The organism is Terriglobus albidus (genome assembly GCF_025685425.1).
GTDB lineage: Bacteria > Acidobacteriota > Terriglobia > Terriglobales > Acidobacteriaceae > Terriglobus > Terriglobus albidus.
Genome location: NZ_JAGTAS010000058.1, coordinates 195,454 through 216,153, shown reverse-complemented (window position 1 = coordinate 216,153; position 20,700 = coordinate 195,454). Strand labels below are relative to the sequence as shown.

Below are 20,700 nucleotides of genomic sequence, written 5' to 3'. Positions count from 1 at the left end.
ATTGAAACGTTTTGATTTAATTTGACGGAAGGAAATCCTGATCCTTATAGTTCAGGCGAGCACCCCGGTGTATCCCCTTGCCGTCTTGAATTGGAGTTCCGTGATCCGTCCTGCTGTTCTTGCTCTCTCGTTCGCTGCCTTGAGTGTCGTTGCTATAGCTCCCATTGGAGCCCAGGACACGCGCCATGTTACCGAGCCCGTTATCCCTGCAGCCTGTACCGTACTGAAGGCAAAACTGCACGCGGAGAACAACGCTCTGCGGGAAGAAGACGAGCAGAAGCTCGATACGGAACGCATTCAGCATGCGCTCGACAGCTGTGGCAGCGGAAAGGCGGTAGCACTGCGTGCTGACGGCGCGCAGAACGCATTTCTCAGTGGCCCGCTGGAACTGCGCGAGAGTGTCACGCTGTTGGTGGACAAAGGGGTAACGCTCTACGGTTCACGTGATCCCAAGCTCTACGACACTAAACCCGGTGGATGCGGTACTTCAGGGCCTGAGAGCTCGCCCTGCAGGCCGCTCATCAGCGTGAAAGATGTCAAGAATGCCGCGATCATGGGCGACGGAGCTATCGATGGACGTGGTGGAAGCCAGTTGATCGGCAAGAGCTATAGCTGGTGGCAACAGTCGCGCGCGGCGGAGCCGACGAATACGAAGTACTCCGCGCCACGGCTTCTAATTGCGAGCCACGCCGACGGCCTTATTCTGTATCGCATCCGCCTGCACAACTCGCCCAACTTCCACGTTGCGGTGAGCAATACCAACGGATTCACCGCGTGGGGCGTGCATCTGCTTACGCCTACTGTACGTGGCACAGATGCAAGGAATACCGACGGTATCGATCCCGGCAGTTCTGAGAATGTCACCGTCACCAAAAGCTGGATCGACAATGGCGATGACAACATTGCGATCAAGGCCGGTGTGCGCCACATGAGCGTGATCGACAACCACTTCTACAGCGGTCACGGCATGTCGATGGGCTCCGAGGCCCGCGATGAGTCCGACATCCTGGTGGATACGCTGACCCTCGATCACACCACCAGCGGAGTCCGTATCAAGAGCAACGTGCAGCGAGGTGGCATTGTCCGCAGTGTGACCTATCGCAACCTCTGCCTGCGCGACGTTCCCGTACCGATCTCCATCAGCCCCTTCTATAACGGACAGACGACGGACGGCATCGATGATCTCGGTATGAAGGGCCCACTGACTCCTGACTACAAGGGGATCCGGATCGAGAACTTCATCAGCCTGACTCCGGGTATCGTCCAGGTCGCGGGTCTTAATGCGGAACATCCGACGGAATTGACTCTGGATGGTGTCGAAGTGCGCGGCATAAAGCCGGAGCAGGTGCGTGCACGTTATAGCTCCATCACAGTTGGCTCGAAAGGAGCGAACTTCACCTTTACCGGATCTGGAGTGACGGCGACAACGGCGGCGCCAAAGGTGAAGATGGACTTTAGCTGCGATAACAAGTTTGTTCCGTACCAGGATTAGGAGAAGACGATGCGGATCGCTGCCAGAAGTGTGGGTGCGCTGTTCCTCTGTGCCGCCGTTACCGGCGCTGTCGCCGAAGATGCCTATGTCGGTTCGCAACCGGCCCATCGCCTGCCGGGGACAACAGTGCGTATCGATCTCGTCGGTGATTCCACGCAGACCGACAATGCCGGCTATGGCCGCGGCTTCTGCGCCAATCTTTCGGAGAAGGTCGACTGCCTGAACATGGCAAAGGGCGGCGCCAGCACCAAGACCTATCGCGAGCTTGGCCTCTGGGATCGCAGCCTGAGCACAAAGCCCGATTACATGCTGATTCAGTTCGGGCACAACGATATGGAGACAGCCGAACACCTCGACCGGCAGGTCTCCATGGCGGACTACGAGAAGAACCTCCGCCGCTACGTGGAGGAAGCGCGCGCTCACGGTATCAAACCTGTGCTGGTGACCCCGCTGACCCGCCGCTACTTCGAAAAGGGTGGCAAGATCCATAGCGATCTGCTGGCCCATGCAGCGACGATGAAGCAGGTTGCCACGGAGATGCAAGTACCGCTGATCGATCTGCAGGCTGAGAGCATCGCGTATCTGGATGGTATCGGCGAGCAGGCAGGGTTGAAGCTCGGCATCACCAAGAAAGACAAGGATGGAAAGCTGCAGCCGGATAAGACACACCTTGACTGGCAGGGAAGCTATGTCTTCGGCCGCATCGTCGCCGTTGACCTTGGCAAAGCTGTTCCCGCTCTGCAGCCGTATGTGCTTCCAAATGCGGCGGAACTTCCGCCTGAGGGGCAGCTGGCCATGCGCGTGATTCAAGGTGCTCCCTTCAAGGTTGTGCTGACCGGCGATTCAACGGTTGCGCTTGAAGGAGGCTGGGGGCCTGGCTTCTGTGCGACTCTCACACCGAACGTCACCTGTGTTGACCTGGCTCAGAACGGTCGCAGTACGAAAAGCTACATTGACGAAGGCTGGTGGAAGAAGGCGCTGGACGAGAAGGGAAGCTACTACTTCATCCAGTTCGGCCACAACGACCAGAAAGACGATCCGAAGCGGCACGCCGATGCGGACGGCTTGTACAGCGAGAACCTCCGCCGCTTTATTCAGGATGTCCACTCGATCGGCGCTATTCCGATCATCGTCAGCTCGCTCTCTCGCCGGAACTACAAGGATGGCAAGCTGGTTAAGGATGGCCTGGAAGAGTACTCGGCCGCAGCTCGCCGTGTTGCAGCGGAAGAGAAGGTCACATTTGTCGATCTCTTCAGCCTCTCGCAGCATTTCCTGTCGACGAAGACACAGGAGCAAGCCGATGCGTTCAACGCGACGACCCATCCTGATGCCAATGCCGAGAATGGTAGCACCGTGAAGCCGGATCGTACTCACCTCAACGAGAAGGGCCAAGCGGTCTTCGGCCGCATGGTTGCGGACAACGTCATCCGCACGCAGGTAGAACTTGGTCCAAACGTGAACGGGCTTCCAGAGGGTGCAACCTCGGTCCTGCAGCTGGCCGCGCCGACTGACGGTCACTAGAGTATTTTCCCTGTAGGTGTAATCCAGAGCATCTGCGTCTATGGGCGTTTCCGCAATGAAAACGCCACGGCAAGCCACTTCGGGGATACCCAGCAACAGGGAAAATCCTCTAGAACCCATCTCACCTACCGAAGGAGTTTCCCGTGAATGTTCGTCGTTTGACGACGCATCTGCTGACCGTGGCTGCATGTACATCATCCGCACTCGCTGCAGGATCCATGAAAACCCTGACGGTCGCACAGCAAGGCAAGGCCGACTTCCGTACCGTCCAGGAAGCCGTCGATCATGCTCCAACCGCGGGAGCTGTTATCCGCATCGCTCCTGGGAAGTACCGCGAAAAGATTCACATTGGTACGCCAAATATTGAGCTGATCGGTACCGGTAAGCTGCCACAGGATGTCGTCCTGAGCTGGAATGATTCTGCAAAATCCGCCGGCGGCACAGGGAAGAGCGGAAGTGTGAGTGTCGATGCCGACGGTTTCGCCGCTGAGAACCTCACCATCGAAAACACCTGGGAGCTTGAGCACGAGCGCCTTGAGGAAGGCTCTCAGGCGGTGGCGTTGCTGATGAGCTCAGATAAGGCGGTGCTCGATCGCGTGCGCCTTCTCGGCGCGCAGGATACTCTCTACGCGAACAGCCGCACCTGCCACGACAATCTGCCGAAAGACGGCAGTGCTCCTCCTCCGGGACGTACAGCCTGCCTCGCCTCGCGGCAGTACTTTCACGACTGCTATATCGAAGGGCATGTGGATTACATCTTCGGCGATGCCAAGGCCGTCTTCGACCATTGCGAGCTTCACTCCCGTCACCACGATACTGTCATGCTGACGGCGCAGAGCACGCACTTCCCGGAAGAAGATTCCGGGTACTACTTCCTGCACTGCCGCATTACCGGTGAGGATGTCGGTGACAAAGTAGTTCTGGGGCGCCCCTGGAGGGATTACTCCACCGTGCTGTTCTACGACACGGATGTTGAGCAGAAGATTGCCGCCGATGGATGGTCAGAGTGGAGCGGCCGTCTGAAGACGAGCAACTACCGTGAGTACAAGTCCCATGGTCCCGGAGTGAACGACGGCCATCGCATCGTCAGCTACCCGCCCCTCTCTTCCGAAGAGGAAAAGTCGTGGACCCCGAGTGGGCTGCTTGGTGCTCCAGATCATTGGGATCCGGTGGCGGCAGTGGCTCGCCTGCGCAAGCTGGTTCGCTAGTATTGGTCTGACCATATCCCTATTGAAACTATTTCTTCAAATGGCTTGGGCGCTGTCGAGAGGAGAGGCGCAGATGGCCGTCAGCGCAACTTTTTGCCTGCTCGAAGTCGATGGAAATAAAGAGGAAAAAGTAACCTCTTCTGACGTTGGCGAAGGCGAATCGCGAGGTTAGATTCATGGAATTCATTAAAACGCTTCGATTCACTGGAATCGCAGATAATTTCTGATATTTCACCGGTAACTTGCCCGCGATTACCGAACCGTTTCAATGCGGAAAACTTTGTTTGACTCTCGTGTTTTCACGAGCGTAACATTCGCACACTCTCGAATTTCGAGACCGAGCGGCGCATGAGGGTAGGCGCACGACGGATCATCGCGGCCAACGTATGCCAGCGAGTTCACTTTTAGGAGTAACCAATGACGTTTCGTTCTTCAATCTCTCGACTAACGCTCGCAGTTGGTCTGACCAAAGGGGTCGCTCGCTATGCGACACCTCTGGCTCTGGCTGCAGTGTTGTCGGTCTCTGCCAGCGCGCAGCTCGCCGGTAAGGGATCGATCAATGGCCGCATCGTAGATGGCACGGGTGCTGTTGTGCCGGATGCGTCTGTCACGATCACTGACATCGGCACGAACAAGAAGCTGACCATGCAGACGAACGCATCCGGTGAGTACACGTTTTCTCTGGATCCGGGCAAGTACACAATCGTTGTCTCGCGTCAGGGCTTCAAGACTGTCACGCAGGAAAACGTCAATGTGAATGCTCTGCAGACTTTTTCGGTGGACCTGACGCTTCCTACCGGAGAGACGACTGAGTCTGTGACTGTATCCGATGCTCCTCCTACGCTTGAGACCTCGAATGCAACTCTGGGTGTGACCATTGAGCAAGAACAGTATTCTGCGCTTCCATTGATTCAGGATGGCGGCGGTCAGCGTCGTGCCACCGATTTTGCGTCATTGCTGCCGGGTGTCAGCGCTCAGGTTACAAATGGCAATCAGACTACCAATGCGGGCATCGTGAATGGCGGCGGTAGCCGCGGTGCTGTTTCAGCAATCTACATCAACGGTGTTCCGATTACTTCGGTAGCTGGTGAAGGCGACCCGCGCTTCGTTTGGACCTCCATGGCGGTTGACGCGATTGAACAGTTCCAGGTGCAGACGGTCGGATATTCGGCAATTTATGAAGGTCAGGGTGTTCAGAACTACGTGGTTAAGCGTGGTACGAACAGTATCCACGGAGCGGCTTACGACTACTTCCGTGACACCGGTCTGGACACATGGGGTTTCCAGAAGACCACCAATCCGCTGACGGGGCAGCTTCAGAAGCCAACCGAGCACCAGCACGAATATGGACTCTTTGTCGGGTTTCCGATCATAAAGGACAAGCTATTTGTCTTCGGTGGTTATGAAGGGTATCGCTTCTCGCGTCAGGTCCCGTTCCAGTCCATGACGATCCCTACGCTGAAGATGCGTCAGGGTGACTTTACTGAGCTGGCGACCAACTGCTCCGCCTCCAGCACGCCTGCTTCTGGCTGCCTTTATGATCCGGACACCACCACTGTGTCAGGCAGCGGTTACAAACGTACCGGATTTGCCGGAAATATCATTCCTGTTTCGCGTCAGTCCGCCGTGGCGCGCCGGCTTCAGTCGTACCTTCCGGCTCCGACGACCAGTGGAATCAATAACAACTACATCGTGAACTACAAGACGGGTCTGAGCAACTGGACCACGACGAACCGAATTGACTACACGATCAATAGCAAGCAGGCGCTTTCGGTCGTGCTGGCTTGGGGGCGTCAGTCAACGACAGCTCCTGCCGCTGTGACAGTTTCATCCTCGTCAAACGGTATGCCGCCACCGTACATCTCATCGCAGCAGTTTGCTCCGAAGACAAAGGTATTTCTTTTGGAGCATACCTACGCGATTACGCCGCGCATCACGAATCAGATTCACTATGCCTTTGGCCGTTACGACGGTCCTGGTTTCAATCAAGACATGGGCAACGGCTGGGGCGCTGCTGCGAATGGAATCTCCGGTCTGCCGGCCGGACAGGCTCAGGATTCATTCCCGACTGTGACCTTCACTGGCAATACCAACATCAACCGTTGGGCTGGTTACTCCAGCAATCGTCCGGTCGCGAACGGCTTTGTTCTCGTGGATAACCTGCAGTACACCAAAGGTAATCACACGTTCACGTTCGGTGCCCAGCTTGCATGGATGCAGTACAACTTCCTTAACAATGCGACGGGTGTGAACCCGTTGCAGTTGAGCTTCAACAGCTCAGCCACTGGTGCTTTCACTGTTACGAACGGTAATCCCACCACTTCCGTGAATTCATCCACCGGCCAGGCGTATGCCAGCTATCTGATCGGTGCAGTAAACACTGGCACATTTACTCTGTCTGCCGTTCCGGAGACGGGGGCACGTTTCCGTCCGATTTCGCCGTATGTTCAGGACAACTGGAAGATTACCTCCAAGCTGACTCTGGATCTGGGTGTGCGCTTCGACTACTTCCCAAGCTACCGTGAAGTGAAGAATCGCTTTGCCTACTTTGATCCGAACGCAACTAACCCGGTAGTTGGAATCAAGGGTGCGGTTGCTTTCGGTGGTTACGGCTCTGGTAAATGCAACTGCGATCGGCCGGTCGATGATTACTTCAAGGGCTTCAGTCCGCGTGTCGGGTTTGCCTACCAGCTCGATCCGAAGACGGTTATTCGTGGAAGCTACAGTGTTATCTATACCCATGGAAATGCGAATGGCGGCAGCGCCACCTCCCGTCAGGGTGTTGGTCTACTCGGCTATAGCGTGAGCCCCAGCACTAGTTTCACACAACCTACTTCTGGACAGGTCGGTTCACAGTACTGGAAGCTTGATACAACCTTCCCGTCGTACGCAGCTCCGCCGAATCTTGATCCGGCTATTGGCACCTACAACACCACACTTATTTCCAGCCCTGCTCAGACGCCTTCGTATGCAGATCCGTATTACGGCGGCCGCGCACCGCAGTTCATCAACTGGAACTTTGGTATTCAACGTGAGCTCACTCCGAGCAGCACGCTGACCATGAGTTACGTTGGTTCGAAGGGCCACTTTCTTCAGCCCGACAGCCTGAATGGCCGCGGTATTGCTTCGAACCAGCTCGATCCAAAGTATCTGACCCTGGGGTCGCTACTCGGTTCGGCAGCTTCGTCGGCATCCGCTCGTGCCTCCGCAGGTGTCACCTTGCCGTATGCAAGCTTTGGCGGCGTAGGCAACCCGACAATTGCTCAATTGCTCAGGCCTTTTCCGCAATACAACAGCATCAGCGATGCATATGGCTTTGTGGGTAATACCAGCTTCCATGCGCTGCAGATCTATATCACGAAGCGCATGACCAACGGTCTCACGTTCATGACCAACTACCAGTGGTCGCGTACGATCGATAACAACGGTACTTTCCGCTCCGGCTATGACATTCCGGCTTCTGTGTCCTCCGACGGGCAGTTCCACGCTGCTCGTTCTCTGGATCAGAGCTTGTCTCTCGGCGACCAGCGCCATAAATTTGTGACGACTGGCGCGTATAACCTGCCATTCGGTACAGGAGCACTGGGCGGCGGCTCGCGCTGGTCTCGTGTGGCCTTCGGTGGCTTCCGTCTGTCCGGAATCTTCACGGCATACTCAGGAGCACCGCTGTCGATCACCATGAACTCGTGCAATACTAACCCGTCCCAGAATGCTAATGTTTGCTATCCGTTGATGAACCCTAGCTATGTCGGAAATGGCCGCCTGCAAGCGGCAGGTGCGCGTCCTCTCACCTCTGCTGAGATCGGAAGCAAGCAATTCCTGGATCCGAATGCATTTATCGCCTACAGCACTACTACTCAGCCGCAGTACGACTACAAGTTCAGCACGACGGCACGCACAGCGCCGTATGCGGGCCTCTTCCAGCCAGGTAACTACAAGCTGGATATGAGTCTGCGTCGTGCGATCGATCTGCCTCACGTGGGATCATTCGAGTCGTCGAAGCTTGTTCTGGAAGCTGATTACTTCAACGTAACCAATCACACCCGCTTTGTGTACAGCCAATCAAATGCTGTGCTGAACACGTTCGGTAGCTCCAGCTATGGAACGATGGTCGTCGACACTTCGTCTCCGATCAACCGTGCGCTGCAGCTCGCTGCCCGCATCGAGTTCTAATCTCTAACTCTAGAAGGCCGCCGGTTCGCCGGCGGCTTTTCTTTGGCTATTTTGTTCGCTACCCGTAATTAGACTCACAACCTTCTTCATCAGGAGAAATCATCCCATGGACCGTCGTTCGTTTCTGCTTAACAGCACGCTCCGGGTATAGCCTCTGCTCTGAAGCTCGAAGCGGCATATGGCAGCAGAATCCGCAGCCTCTGCTCACGGCAAATGCCCGCAGCTGCGCTACAGCGAAGCGCAGTTCAAGATCCCCGATGACGGCTGGCGCCTCTGGCTCGACCGAAACGCTGAGTGGAAGCATTGGTGGGAGTGAGGCGAGCTTTACATCCTCAGGCAGATAGATGGTGTCGTTCATGGCATGCCGGCTGACCAGGCGATGAGCATTCACTACCAGGTCAAAGGTGGAGGCTCCAACGGCTGGATGGTCGACGGTGCATCGGTGGAGATTTCCCGGTGCCTATGCTCGCGATCACGGCCGCAATATCGGCGCCGGAACACTCACAGAGAAGATAGGGAGTATGCCTGTGGTGTTACATCGCATCGTAGACATGCATCCCGTCTTGCTGCAGCGTTTTATGGCAAATGCGCTTGCCTGGCTGACCATGAAGTGAACCGCATAACAGTTATGGTTTCCTCTTGTTCTCTCGTTCAGGTAAGCTTGTAGGCCCTATCCTTTCCAGGAGATTTGCGTTGGCAGTTTCACCAAAGGCGGACGCGCACAAGACGAAGCGGTCCAGCCGGATCAAGATTCAGGACGTGGCCAGGATGGCCCAGGTCTCATTGAGCACCGTCTCCGGTGTGCTCAACGAGAAAGACAACATACGCCCTGAGACACGTCAGCGTGTGCTGGACGTCATTGAGCAGCTAGGCTATACACCGAATATTTTTGCAAGCAATCTGGCACGCCGGCGCACCAAGCTGATCGGCATTATCGTCTCTGACCTGTTAAATCCTTTCTTTGCCGAGATTGCGAAGGCTTTGGATACGCAGGCCCGTGCTCTCGGTTACGAGACCTTCCTTGCTTCCACCAGCTTTCATCCGGAGCAGCAGTACGCTGCGGTGCGGCAGATGCTCGCCCTGCGTGTTGCCGGTATCGCCATGATGACTTCGGAGAACGATCCGGAAGCGTTCTCACTGCTGAAGAGCAGCGGCACACCGACCGTATATCTGGATAATCCCCATGCAGGGCCGCACATCGGCACGGTCCGCGTGGATAAACGCCACGGCATGTTCATTGCCGTACAGCACCTGCTGGAGCTCGGACATCGCCGCATCCTTCTGATCAAGAACTCGCAGCAGAGTCTTTCGGAGCCGCCTGAGCCGCCCATGCTCTCCCACATGGAACGCCAGATCGGGTTCGAAGAGGCTCTATTGCAGTACAACCCGAAGGAAATGGACGTGCACATCATCGACGAAGCCGGCGAACCCGCCGCTGCCGGTCTGCGTGCCGTTCAGCGTGCACTGGAGCGCTACCGGTTTACCGCGGTTGTAGCGATCAATGATCTTGTCGCTCTGGGAGCGTTCCGTGGATTGCAGGCCGCCGGCCTTTCGATTCCGCAGGATGTCTCTGTCGTAGGGTTCGACAATACCTACCTCTGCGATTTCCTGCATCCGCCGTTGACGACTGTGGCGACACCGCGCGCGGATCTGGCGCGCAGTGTCCTTTCCATGCTGAATGCTTATATCGATGGCGCCGAGCAGCCGAGCGAACCGATGCTCTCCGCCAGCATCGTTTTGCGCGAGTCGACCGCGAAACCACCGGGAAAATAGTGTCCCTGTTGCTGGCTATGTAATGGGTCTCGACATGCCTAAGGTGCCCGGAATGTCAGGTATCAGCGCCTGAGCCACAAAAGCTGATTGCGGTGAGACAATTCACGCATTTGAAACCGACTGCATGAGACTTTAGGGCCTGTGCGAGAGACGGAGGAGGGCTAGCGAGACCAGTAAGGGCGATTCATGGAGATCCGCCGTTTCAATGCCGAGCTTAGCACGGCTTCTCGCCGGCCAAGTTTGTAACTCACCAGTTTCGTTGCCGTGCGGAGCAGGCAATAAGGCAACAGATACGGCTTCGTCCGGAGCAGCATCTTGATCTCAGAAAGAACGAATCTCTTTCCTTCTCCTGTTGCATGTCCGAAGTTTTCGAGAAGCCAGGATTCACGGCTATGGAAGACTCCAATATCAAAGTATCGTTTGGCTTCTTCGCGTAGAGAGAGGTCATGGGAGTGGACCACCGTGGCATCTGCGACGTAAACCTTCTTATAACCTGCAAGCAGCATGCGCGCAGCCACGTACGCGTCTTCGCCAAAGATGATATCCGACGGGAATCCACCGACGTCCAGCAGCGCGTCACGGCGGTATGCCGCAAAGCTATTAGAGATGAAGAATGCCTTCATCCCTACGGTTTCGCGCGAACGCAACGTTACGATCGATGAATGTTCGGGGTAATTGAAATACCGGGCATGCTTCTCAATCGGGCCTGCTGTCGGGCGGGGCAATTGGCGGCCATAGGCGCATCCCACAAGGGGGTCGTCGAAGGCCTCAACCAGCTTACATATCGAATCAGGTGCTGTGAGTACAGCGTCCTGCGTCATGAAAAGCAGAATCGGAAATTCTATCTTGCCTGCTGCCATCTGCCGGGTACGCCCATGATCGAATTCGCATCTCTGAATCGAGATGACTGTATACCCTGCATTCCGAGCTAGGGCCGCGGTGTTATCCGAGGAAGCTGAGTCAACGACAAAGACCTGAGAGGGATCGATGTGCTGCGATCTCAACCCTCGAATCAGGTCTGGCCAGTCGCTGGCAGCATCCAGGGTCGGGATAATGATCGCAACGTCCTTGACCGTATGCTTGGCGCCGGATTGAATCGATTCTCTGGTTACCGTGAGCGGAACAGGCATAACAGCAAACTCATCCTGAGAGTAGCATGGTAGTTCAAATGGGTTATTCTGAAAAGTCGCTTGAGGGGGTGTTCCTCCCAGAATAACATCTTGCTGCAAATCTTCAGGGTATCTGCGAATTCTCCAGACAGCCGCTGTGCTGGCAGTATGTTTTAGGAGATTTCGGCGGGTGATCATTTTGTTTTCCGGCTGGAAGGCCAGGATAAGAGACCCTCGCGGACGGTCTTAGAAGGGAATCGTCCGCGAGGTCAAGAGAACAGCCTTACCGGAAAGTGGAGATTACGGCTGCCAGCAACGTGAACTGACTTGTCAGGCTGGAGTCGAATATCATCCTGAATTTGCTTATCTTGAAGGCCTTTTCAGGAATAACAATCGTATCCCCAGGAGCTATCCGCAGATTGGAAAATGCTTTTCCCTGTTCCTTGGAAACGATCGATCCATTCGCGCGGATCACAAAGGCATGCGACTGATCCCCAGCATTATTCGCGCCGCCGGCCAATGCGACGTAATACTTCGTCTTGGCATTGTGAGTGAAGATATAAGAGCTCTGATTGTTCACAGCTCCAATGACATTGACCGTGCTTGGACGAGGCGGAATCATCAGTACGTCGCCGTCCTCTGGCACCATATGCGGTAAATCTGCTAAATCGGTCGAATTCGGCATGGTATTCAGAACGACACGGCCCGTTGCCTTCTGATTTTGGATACGACGGAGCAACTCTGTCTGCAGGGCAGGCAGGCTTGAAGCAGCCGCGGAGGCGCTTCCCCCATTGAGTGTTACGTTGATGACCGAGTGTTGGACCTCTGCCGTAAGGCGTTGTACGTAATCATCGAGCCGCTGCTGTTGCGAAATGCGAGCCGACTCGCGCGTGAACTCCGCTCCGTACGGATAGGCGTTTGCCGTGAGCCCCCCCGCCTTCCTTAGAACATCCATCCAGGTCTCGTTATTTTCTACCGCGTAGACCCCGGCCATGGTGACCTCGCCTTCAACACGGACAAACTTTGTCTGCTGGTCTCTTGGAACGGTGACATCCGCTTGGGAGAAAATCGTGACCACATCTTCCGGTTGCAATTCTTTGTCCTGGCTCAAATCGTGTTCCAGCACAAGCTTGCCTAGATTGAACGGGACGAGGGTGCTTTTGAGGGTAACTGGATCCTTACGCTCAATGACGGCATAACTCCAATCGATGTCCGGTGCTGGAATTGTGATCTTTACAGCTTTCGCCGTACCCTTGCTGACCTGGTCTCGTCCGGTGACAGAACTCTGAGAGGGATACTGAACATTAGACCCGTTCGGCGTGTTATTCGCAGCATTTGGAGTTTCAGACGGTGTGGCGCCGGCAGAAATGCCCGTGCCGAGGTCCTGGGAATTTAAATCCTGTTGCTGTAGCACTGACGTAGCGGCAGCTGCCTCACCAACGCTGGATCCATTTTGAGGCTGCTGCGATGACTGAGTACGAGCCGTCATGCCGGTATCGCCAATATTCAAGTTGCGGCGAGCGGCGACCAGCGGCTGGAAATCTGGATCAGTCGAGAGACGATTGTGGTTGGTCCAGTAGTTCTTTGTGAGAAGGGCATCCTTCTCAGGCATGATGTCACTCAGTTTGAGTCCCGGGCGCCACGTGAATCGACCGGGTTGCACGACATTTCCACGGAGTGTAACCGCGTTCTTGAACGATGGGGGAAGCTCGGGGACGAAGACGATGTCCCCATTCCTCATAGGAGTGCTTGCCAGCTCGGCGGTGGAAATGCGTAAAACCGTTCTATTATCTCCGGGAACAATACGTTCAATCGTGAGGGGAGATTGCGCGGCAGTATTTGACTTGCCTCCGGCAAGCGAAAGCGCAGCCTCAACGGATTCGCCCCCGAGTAACTCATAAACCGCGGCATCTTTGACACTTCCACCAATCGCGACCTGTTCTCCCACGGGAGGAATAAAGAGAACGTCTCCTGCCATCAAACGAACGTCCTTCGATTTATCGCCGAACCGTAAGAAGCGATATAGATCGAATTCGGTGACCGTTTCGCCACCGCGACGAAGCTGTACTCTACGGAATGAACCTGTGCTGGAGGGGCCACCGGATACGAACAGGGCATTGATCATTGTGCTGAATGCGCTGACGGTATAACTTCCCGGTTGTCGAGCCGCACCGGTCACAAACACCTGGACTGTCCGCAGGTGGCCAAGTTCAACGGAGAGATTGTAGTTACGGTAAACCCGGTCGACTGCAGCGCGAATAGTATTCTGAAGATCCTTGAAGGGAACGCCGGCAACGGTAATGGAACCGATCCGAGGAAGATAGATACTTCCTGAGCGGTCGACGGTGACTTTTCGATTCAGTGAGATTGAGCCCCATATCCCGACAACAACCTCATCTCCAGGGGCCAGAATGTAATCGTCGGGTACCTGGGCCTCGGCCAGCGGCATGTAGTCGAACGGATCCCTGAAAAAGCTCTGTCCAAAAATTGGAGGGAGCGTCCCAAATGTAGCCGCTGCCGATTGCTGGAGAGGTATCGGAGGAGCTACTGGCAGACGAGGGATACGTCTCATGCGAAGGGCCATTGTTTGCAGGTCCGTGCGAGACGTACTGCTATTCTGCTGCAGCGACGTTTGATCTTCGAGAGACAGAGAATTACTGCCCAGGGCTCCTGGTACGCGAGGTACTCCAGTCCCGATGTCGGAACCGCCCTGTTGCTGTTGCGAGTAGTAATTAGAATACTGGTCGCCCGTCGCGCTCACCCCGGAAGGATCGTAGGGGACGGTGGATACTGAGCCATTCGACTGTGTCTGTCCATAGGAAGCAGAGATCGAAAGGTAGCCGAAGCAGACGAGAAACGCGGTCAGGCGGGTTTTAACGGGCACGGGCGAAAACTACTCCTCACTTTAGCAGCAGTATAGCCGCTGTTACGGCGGCGGCGATCGGAGGCTGCCAAGCCTTTCGAATGGTTGTATTGCCGAAGCAATCAAGGCGGAATGCAGATTGTTCAAGGTGAAAACAAAATGCGATACGCTGGTGGCGGGTTTTGAAACCCAGCAACTGCAAATTGGCCGACAGACCGCTGTTGCTGATGAAACCGACAACGTACCGCGCCACGGGATTTCTATGCAAAATCGCTGGGGAGGTCCTTTTTCCAATCTTCAAATGCCTCTTCCAAGCTGAACCGGAAGCTGTATCCGAGTTCTTCAAGATGCAGAGGATAGACATTGGTAGATCGAAAGAGTTTCCGGACCCGGACCGGATTGACAGGAGTCTTGATCCCAAAAACAGACGCCAGCATTGCGACGGGATAGGAGATCCCAAGTAGCAGATATCTGGGGACCGAGAGGGGAGAGCGCTTGAGGCCGGCTGCCTTCTGAATGGCATGGACGAAATCTTGCAGCCTCGGAGTGGGACTAAAAGAAAAGTTGAGTAGCAGGAAATTTTGTTGATGTTCTTGCAGGTAGGCCATGGCAAAGAGCATGACGTGGCAGAGTTCCTTGACATAGCCACCCGCCTTGATCGTATTGCGATTCCCCATGTAGACGAAGTAGCCCTTCACAAGGCTGCGAACCAGACGGGTGACATTGCCGCCTTCGCCTGGGCCAAAGACGACTCCTGGGCGCATGATCACAAGTTTTCGAGCGTTGTCGCCCGCCAGCCAGGCCAGATGGATTTTTTCAGCGGCTAGTTTCGAGCTCCCATATGGGCTTTCCGGAGTGGGAATGGATCGTTCATCCTTTTGGCTTTCCGAAGGACCGTAGGGTGAGATGCTGCTGGTAAAGACGATCTTTCTTGAGGATGTTCGTGTTGCCCAGTCGCACACATGCTCGGCCCCCAGCAGATTTGTTTCAAAGTATTCTGTGGCGGCATGCCCGGGTTCGCGGTGGATCGCGGCGAAATTGAAAACAATCTCAGCCTGTGGCAGAAGATCTGTCGGCACAGGCTGCCGTACATCATGCTGAACAAAGACAGCGCGGCCGGAAGAGAGCGCCTCCGCAAGAGCACGTGCATAGGAGTCCGTACGAGGAGGGCGGATATCCACCAGATAAACCGTATTCTGGGGATCGGCCGCAAGCAGCGTCAACGCTGTGTGGGTGCCAATAAACCCATTTCCCCCAAAAATAACGAATGACCTGTTCAATGTGTCCATGGGCACAGTTGTCCTATTTCCTAGCCTAAAAGTGTGTCAGTCTTGTGCAGTCAGTGTCAGAGCGGACGTAGTTTTTCGCTTACGCCTTCACGGAAATACGAAAGCCGAGGCTTTGTTCGCAACCCGTTGAGGAATTCATTACGGCTGACATTGAATATGAAACAAACGGGCCTGATTTCCCAAGGGTGACGTCTCCATCCTCTGTATACGTGTATTTCCTAGGATAGCTGGTCGTCTTGAATCGACAAAATCCCTTCGGGAAACATGTCGACAAACGGACATTCATCGAATGCCTTCCGGATGTGGGAGCAGAAGAAAGTAGGCAAGGTATACGTTATTTCTGCAGGGAATCCACGCCGAGCCGTCGTTGGGAGTGAGACGGGTACCTGGCCCGCTCCGCAGGCCGGTTATCGCGCAGACTGTGCTGCTGCCCTCGCTTGAGCCTTTGGACGTTACCGTGTTTTCGATTTTGGGCCTCTCACGCAGTCGCTTCGATACGACCACGAAAGATCTCAGCGGCGGCACTCGCTGGCTGCGGACCTAGCAAAGCGCATGCAGAGTGCGTTTGAGTTTCCGGTGGACTCGCAGCTCCCAGCTGCGAGCGGCTGGAGTTCATGGGATGGCGAAGATCGAAACGGAAAATCGAAGAGTCAGGCTTTCCAACTAACAAAGAAGGCCCGGGCATGAAGCCCGGGCTTTTCTTTTGGGGGAGGACGGGGCTAGAAAAGAATCTTCAAGCCGAACTGCGTGTTGAAGGGTTCACCAGCACCGATACCTGGAGCTCCGTTGTAGTCGCCGATGGTGTCATACAGGCTGAAGCTTCCGCCGACTGTACTGCTTGGCGGTGCATAGTTGATGCGATTGAACAGGTTGAACATCTCCGCGCGGAACTGGACGGTCATCAGCTCCTTGATCTTCGTGTTCTTGAAGACTGAAAAATCTACATCGGAATACCCGGGACCGTAGTAGCCGTTGCGGCGCGTCGTTCCAAAGTGACCGGCGGCCGGGTCGATAAATGCTGCAGGATTCAGCCAGCTTGCTCCTGGCTTTTGCCCCTGGTATCCCGCCTGCGGATTTCCAATCTGGACAGCCCGGTCATTGCCCTCGTTTGTACCACTAATGTCGCCCGAAGCATGTACCGTGAACGGCTGGCCACCGTGGAAGCTGAGCAGGGAATTCAACTGCCATCCATGCGTCAACTCTTTCGGTCCCCACGCCGATCCCGGAACCTCATAGCTCATGAGAGCGGTGAACGTATTGCGCGTGTCAAAGTCACTGTTGCCATAGTCGCCTTTGAAGTTGAAATTGTCCTGCGGCAGGCTTCCTCGATAGGCCGTCACTTCATCTAGGTTGTGGCTCCAGGTGTAGGCGGCCTGAGTCATGAACCCATGCCAGTGCATGATCCGTAGTTGTGCCTGCAATGCGTTGTAGTTCGAGGTGCCGATGCTCTCGATCTGGTTGATATTGCCGTACTGCGGATAGCTTGAGGCATAAGGAAGAGAAGTTGCTCCAGCAGTGACGTTGAGCTGATTCAGATCCAGCAGGCTCAGCAGGCGGCGGCCTTCGCTACCCACATAGCCAAGCTGCGTAATGATATTGGCGCCCATCGTGTGCTCGATATTGAGGCTGTAGTTCTGGTTGTACGGTGTGCGGAAGTTACGGTCCACGGAAAAGACGCCGCATGGATTCGAAGACGAACAGGGATAACTGATCGCGGAAGGAAAGATCGCTTGGCCGCCTACGATCGTGGTTTTGCCCGGTTGTACCGTCGGATCGCTCGGGATGGCCTTACCCGCCGCGCTGATGGTGTAGACAGGGTTGGGGCCTGCCGGATTGCCTTCGACGCCGTTCGGCGCCTGGTTGCCGGGCCGGTTGTCGAGGAACGGATTCAGGTTCGGTGTATCGAAGTAGAAGCCATAGCCTGCGCGGATCACGGTCTTATCGTCCAGACCATAGGTGATACCCAGACGTGGGCTGAAATTTTTGTAGTACTGCTGATAGAGGGAACTAATCTGGTTGCCCTGGAAGGCGATGCCGTTGATCGAGGTCATCTCCGGTCGGAAGACAGAGAGATCCTTGTTGCTGTTATGCAGCGGACCTACATAGTCGTAACGCACACCATAGTTGAAGCTCAGCTTTCTCGTAAGCTGCCAGGAGTCTCCCGCATTCAACTCCCAGGTATTGACGAAGACCTGGCGCTCCGGATCTCCAATGGCAATTGTGGCTGCTGATGTATAACCGGCGAGGAAGTCTGCCAGTGCGCCGGCAAGTCCCGATCCGCCGACTCGCGTGCCATCAAAAGTGAATGACCCGACGGAGTGTCGCTTATAGAACTCGTCAAGCTGCGCCTGCCGGAACTCGCCCCCCAGACGGATCTGATGTTTACCCTTAACCCAGCTCAACTGATCAGTCAGATGGCCGGTGATGTCATTACGGCCCTCGGGTGGTGTCATGCCTACCGGATCGAAGCCGGTGATCGTGATATTCGGTGCATTGCCGAAGGGCGCTCCAGTTACGAAACCCAATGACTGCACGTTGAAGTTGGTATTCGCGTCATTGAAGACCTGGTTGAAGTAGTTCACGCCTACCAGCAACTGATTCGAGATGGAGGGCGAGAGCATTCGGTTATAGACGACAGCGACGTTCTGCACGTGGATCGGCGCCACTTCGAAGTAGTCGTAGATCTGCGATCCGACCGGCGCCACCTGGTTACCCTGTCCCACGAACCAGTGGGCGCTCAGGCTGTCCTTGTCGGTGATGTGATAGTCCACCTTGCCAAGGCCGTTGTAGCTATAGCCAAACTCGGGAACGTTCGAATGGAAGTTATTGACATTGCCGACTGTATCGGAAGAAAGATTCCCGCCTGCCCACAGCGTATTCAACACCTTTTGCATGGTGCTGTTTACGGGGATATTCTTTGCGGCCAGAATAGCCTTTGCCTGGTTCTGCCAGCCGATAGAGGGCTCGGTGGCGCTGCCGGATTCTCCAATCACAAAGCGCTGCTTCTCAAAGGTCAAAAATCCGAAGAGCTTGTCCTTCAGGATGGGCGCGCCAATAGAGAATCCCAGATTGTAGTTGCGTACCTTCTGTTTGGTATCGCTGAAGGGACTCTTCGCGCCGAAGAGCTCATTGCGGTCGAAGTAGTATGCAGAACCGTGTAGATGATTCGTGCCGGACTTGAGCGTCAGATTGATGGTTCCACCCGGATTGCGTCCGCCTTCTGGACCAGATTGCGTCTGAGCAGAGAACTGTTCCACGGCATCAATCGGCAGAATAATACCGGCGATACCCGAGACACCGCCCTGGTTGACCGCTGGTACGTTGTGCCAGAGATCGTTGTTGTCGACCCCATCGATCTGCCAGTTCATCTGGTTGGCGCGCGTTCCATTCAGAGAGCCGTAGCCACCGCCCGTATAGCCGGCGAAGCCTGGTGTGAGCTGGATCATCTGCGTGAAATCACGGCCATTCAGCGGCATATCCGCCACTGCCTGGGCTTCGACAACGATGTTCTGCGTTACGGTGGTTGTGTCGAGCGTGATATCTGACGCCTGTACCTCAACTGTCTGCGTCGCCGAAGCTGTCAGCTTGATGGATGGAAGTGTGTAGATCACACCGGCGGAGACCGGAATCTTATCGACCTTAACCGTGCTGAATCCAGCGTTGGTGACCGTCAAAGTGTAAGCTCCCAACGGCAGGTCATTGAACAGGAAGCTGCCGGCGCTCGATGTCACCGAGGTGTACGTGCTCTTGGTTGCTTCATTGGTGAGAGTGACTGTCGCCCCAGAGACGCTAGCTCCCGTCACGTCAGTGATGTCGCCGTTGATACCACCGCGAAATGTCTGTGCTGAAAGTGAAGAAGAAAGCACACATATCGCTGCAAGTACCAGAAGGAAAATCGCTTTTTGAAAACGAATACACGACTGCCAGAACGTCATGAACCTTACCTCCATGCGTGATACAGCTATAGGTCGGCGTGCCGGCGTGATGCGGCCGCAACCCTGCCTGCTTTTCAATTACGAGTACGAAAAGATGTGCGAACTACTGCTTCAACTTGAGTGACAAGGACCGCAAGGGCCTGGCGGAAGAGAAGAGGAACGACTGTAGGGCACAGCGGGGAAGCTCCAGCTTCTTAAACCGGAGTCGTGTTTTGATGAGATATTCACCTATTGCAAGCAATCCTGCAATCAAAAATATTGAATCAATCGCGGCGCTTTTTCTATCAGAAGGCAGATTCGCTATGTCCGTACCATGCGGCGGTACGCCGAATCATTTCATTCAGCCCCACAGTTTCGCGGAGTCCAAGCTCGTTTTGCGCCCGCTCTGTCGAAGGCACGTAGCGGCTCGGTCCAACGCAGGGCTGAGGTGTTTCCCCGACGCGGATTTCGCTCTCCGGCGAAAGCTCGACCGCAACCTGGTGTGCCAGATCGAGAATGCTGATACCGCGAGACGATCCGACATGAAACGGCCTCAGCGCAGGGGCACGGAACAGGATCGTCCATAGCCAGACCACGAGGTCAGAAGCGTAGAGATATGATCGCAATGGCGTGCCGTCGCCTCTGATTTCGATGGAACGATGAGCCATCGCATCCGCAATGAAGTTGCCGATGGCAAAATGCTCATCCAGTGGAAGGCGTGGTCCACAAAATGCCCAGCAGCGGGCGATCTTGCATGAGAGATTGCCCGAGCGGCCATAGATGGCGCACAGCATCTCCGCAGTGCGCTTCGCGTGACCATAGATGCTCGCCGGCGCAAGTGGATCAGGCGCGCCTTCGTAGGTTTCAGGTAATAGAGGTATATCGCGCGGTTGGCTCCCATAGACAGCGCCGGAGCTGGTGAAAAGAAGCTTGGTCGCGCGGGTATGAAGCGCATATTGCAGCACACGCTCCGTTCCGTGCACGATGGTGGAGTAGGTTTCCGCTGGTTGATCCGCTACCAGCGTTGCACGGGTCTCCGCTGCCGCGTGAATAATGAAGTCAACCGGCTGTTGTGGGAACTCGAAGGTGCGGACGTCGCCCTTCCATACTGAGACTGCTGGGTCGTCCGCGACATGAAGCGATGTGGCAGCAAACCGTTCGGGGTCGCGCGTAAGAATGATCAACCGGGCGTTCAGATGGAGTGCTTGATTGATATGGCAGAAGCTCTCATGCAGCCATGAGCCGAAGAATCCGCTTCCTCCCGTCATGAAGATCGTGCGCCCTCGTACCTCCTCCCACAACTCTGTGGTGAGCGATTGTATTGAAGCGAGATCCTCCGAGGGCAGCGGTTTCATTCG

At 55.4% G+C, this 20,700-nt stretch carries 12 protein-coding genes; 7 read left to right on the top strand and 5 right to left on the bottom strand.

What is annotated here, in order from left to right; all coding sequences use genetic code 11:
- Positions 1-100: 100 nt before the first annotated feature.
- The 7 genes from OHL21_RS20140 (at position 101) to OHL21_RS20110 (ending at position 10,167) form a co-directional block, all read left to right on the top strand.
- On the top strand, positions 101-1,492 hold the full coding sequence (locus tag OHL21_RS20140) for a glycoside hydrolase family 28 protein (RefSeq protein ID WP_263419096.1): 1,392 nt from the start codon (positions 101-103) through the stop codon (positions 1,490-1,492).
- 9 nt (positions 1,493-1,501) lie between these two features.
- Complete coding sequence (locus OHL21_RS20135) at positions 1,502-3,013, top strand: GDSL-type esterase/lipase family protein (protein ID WP_263419095.1); 1,512 nt, start codon at positions 1,502-1,504, stop codon at positions 3,011-3,013.
- A gap of 143 nt (positions 3,014-3,156) precedes the next feature.
- Positions 3,157-4,221: a pectinesterase family protein gene (locus tag OHL21_RS20130; protein ID WP_263419094.1), complete on the top strand. Its 1,065-nt coding sequence runs from the start codon at positions 3,157-3,159 to the stop codon at positions 4,219-4,221.
- Between the two features lie 417 nt (positions 4,222-4,638).
- Positions 4,639-8,394 (top strand): TonB-dependent receptor, encoded by a 3,756-nt coding sequence (locus tag OHL21_RS20125; RefSeq protein WP_263419093.1) that lies wholly within the window; start codon positions 4,639-4,641, stop codon positions 8,392-8,394.
- 178 nt (positions 8,395-8,572) lie between these two features.
- Positions 8,573-8,710: a hypothetical protein gene (locus OHL21_RS20120; protein ID WP_263419092.1), complete on the top strand. Its 138-nt coding sequence runs from the start codon at positions 8,573-8,575 to the stop codon at positions 8,708-8,710.
- Between the two features lie 118 nt (positions 8,711-8,828).
- Entirely contained in the window at positions 8,829-9,008 is a 180-nt protein-coding gene (locus OHL21_RS20115) for a hypothetical protein (RefSeq protein WP_263419091.1), read from the top strand.
- A 79-nt stretch (positions 9,009-9,087) separates the two neighbouring features.
- Positions 9,088-10,167: a LacI family DNA-binding transcriptional regulator gene (locus tag OHL21_RS20110; RefSeq protein ID WP_263419090.1), complete on the top strand. Its 1,080-nt coding sequence runs from the start codon at positions 9,088-9,090 to the stop codon at positions 10,165-10,167.
- A 161-nt stretch (positions 10,168-10,328) separates the two neighbouring features.
- Here OHL21_RS20110 and OHL21_RS20105 read toward each other — a convergent pair whose 3' ends face one another.
- From OHL21_RS20105 to OHL21_RS20085, 5 genes are all read right to left on the bottom strand, one after another.
- Entirely contained in the window at positions 10,329-11,297 is a 969-nt protein-coding gene (locus OHL21_RS20105) for a glycosyltransferase family 2 protein (protein ID WP_263419089.1), read from the bottom strand.
- 262 nt (positions 11,298-11,559) lie between these two features.
- The gene (locus OHL21_RS20100; protein ID WP_263419088.1) at positions 11,560-14,160 is read right to left on the bottom strand and encodes a polysaccharide biosynthesis/export family protein; all 2,601 of its coding nucleotides are present in this window, start codon (positions 14,158-14,160) and stop codon (positions 11,560-11,562) included.
- 239 nt (positions 14,161-14,399) lie between these two features.
- Positions 14,400-15,428, bottom strand: a complete 1,029-nt coding sequence (locus OHL21_RS20095) for an NAD-dependent epimerase/dehydratase family protein (protein ID WP_263419087.1) — start codon at positions 15,426-15,428, stop codon at positions 14,400-14,402.
- Positions 15,429-16,147: 719 nt separating this feature from the next.
- Positions 16,148-19,294 carry a TonB-dependent receptor gene (locus tag OHL21_RS20090; RefSeq protein WP_263419086.1) on the bottom strand — a complete coding sequence of 1,049 codons (3,147 nt, stop codon included), beginning with the start codon at positions 19,292-19,294 and terminating at the stop codon, positions 16,148-16,150.
- A gap of 353 nt (positions 19,295-19,647) precedes the next feature.
- Positions 19,648-20,697, bottom strand: a complete 1,050-nt coding sequence (locus OHL21_RS20085) for an NAD-dependent epimerase/dehydratase family protein (RefSeq protein ID WP_263419085.1) — start codon at positions 20,695-20,697, stop codon at positions 19,648-19,650.
- Positions 20,698-20,700: the final 3 nt, after the last annotated feature.

Bases quoted from the DNA above. Each gene is read 5' to 3' on its own strand.
- OHL21_RS20135 (WP_263419095.1), top strand. From the start codon at position 1,502: ATGCGGATCGCTGCCAGAAGTGTGGGTGCGCTGTTCCTCTGTGCCGCC.
- OHL21_RS20125 (WP_263419093.1), top strand. From the start codon at position 4,639: ATGACGTTTCGTTCTTCAATCTCTCGACTAACGCTCGCAGTTGGTCTG.
- OHL21_RS20120 (WP_263419092.1), top strand. From the start codon at position 8,573: ATGGCAGCAGAATCCGCAGCCTCTGCTCACGGCAAATGCCCGCAGCTG.
- OHL21_RS20105 (WP_263419089.1), bottom strand. From the start codon at position 11,297: ATGCCTGTTCCGCTCACGGTAACCAGAGAATCGATTCAATCCGGCGCC.
- OHL21_RS20095 (WP_263419087.1), bottom strand. From the start codon at position 15,428: ATGGACACATTGAACAGGTCATTCGTTATTTTTGGGGGAAATGGGTTT.
- OHL21_RS20085 (WP_263419085.1), bottom strand. From the start codon at position 20,697: ATGAAACCGCTGCCCTCGGAGGATCTCGCTTCAATACAATCGCTCACC.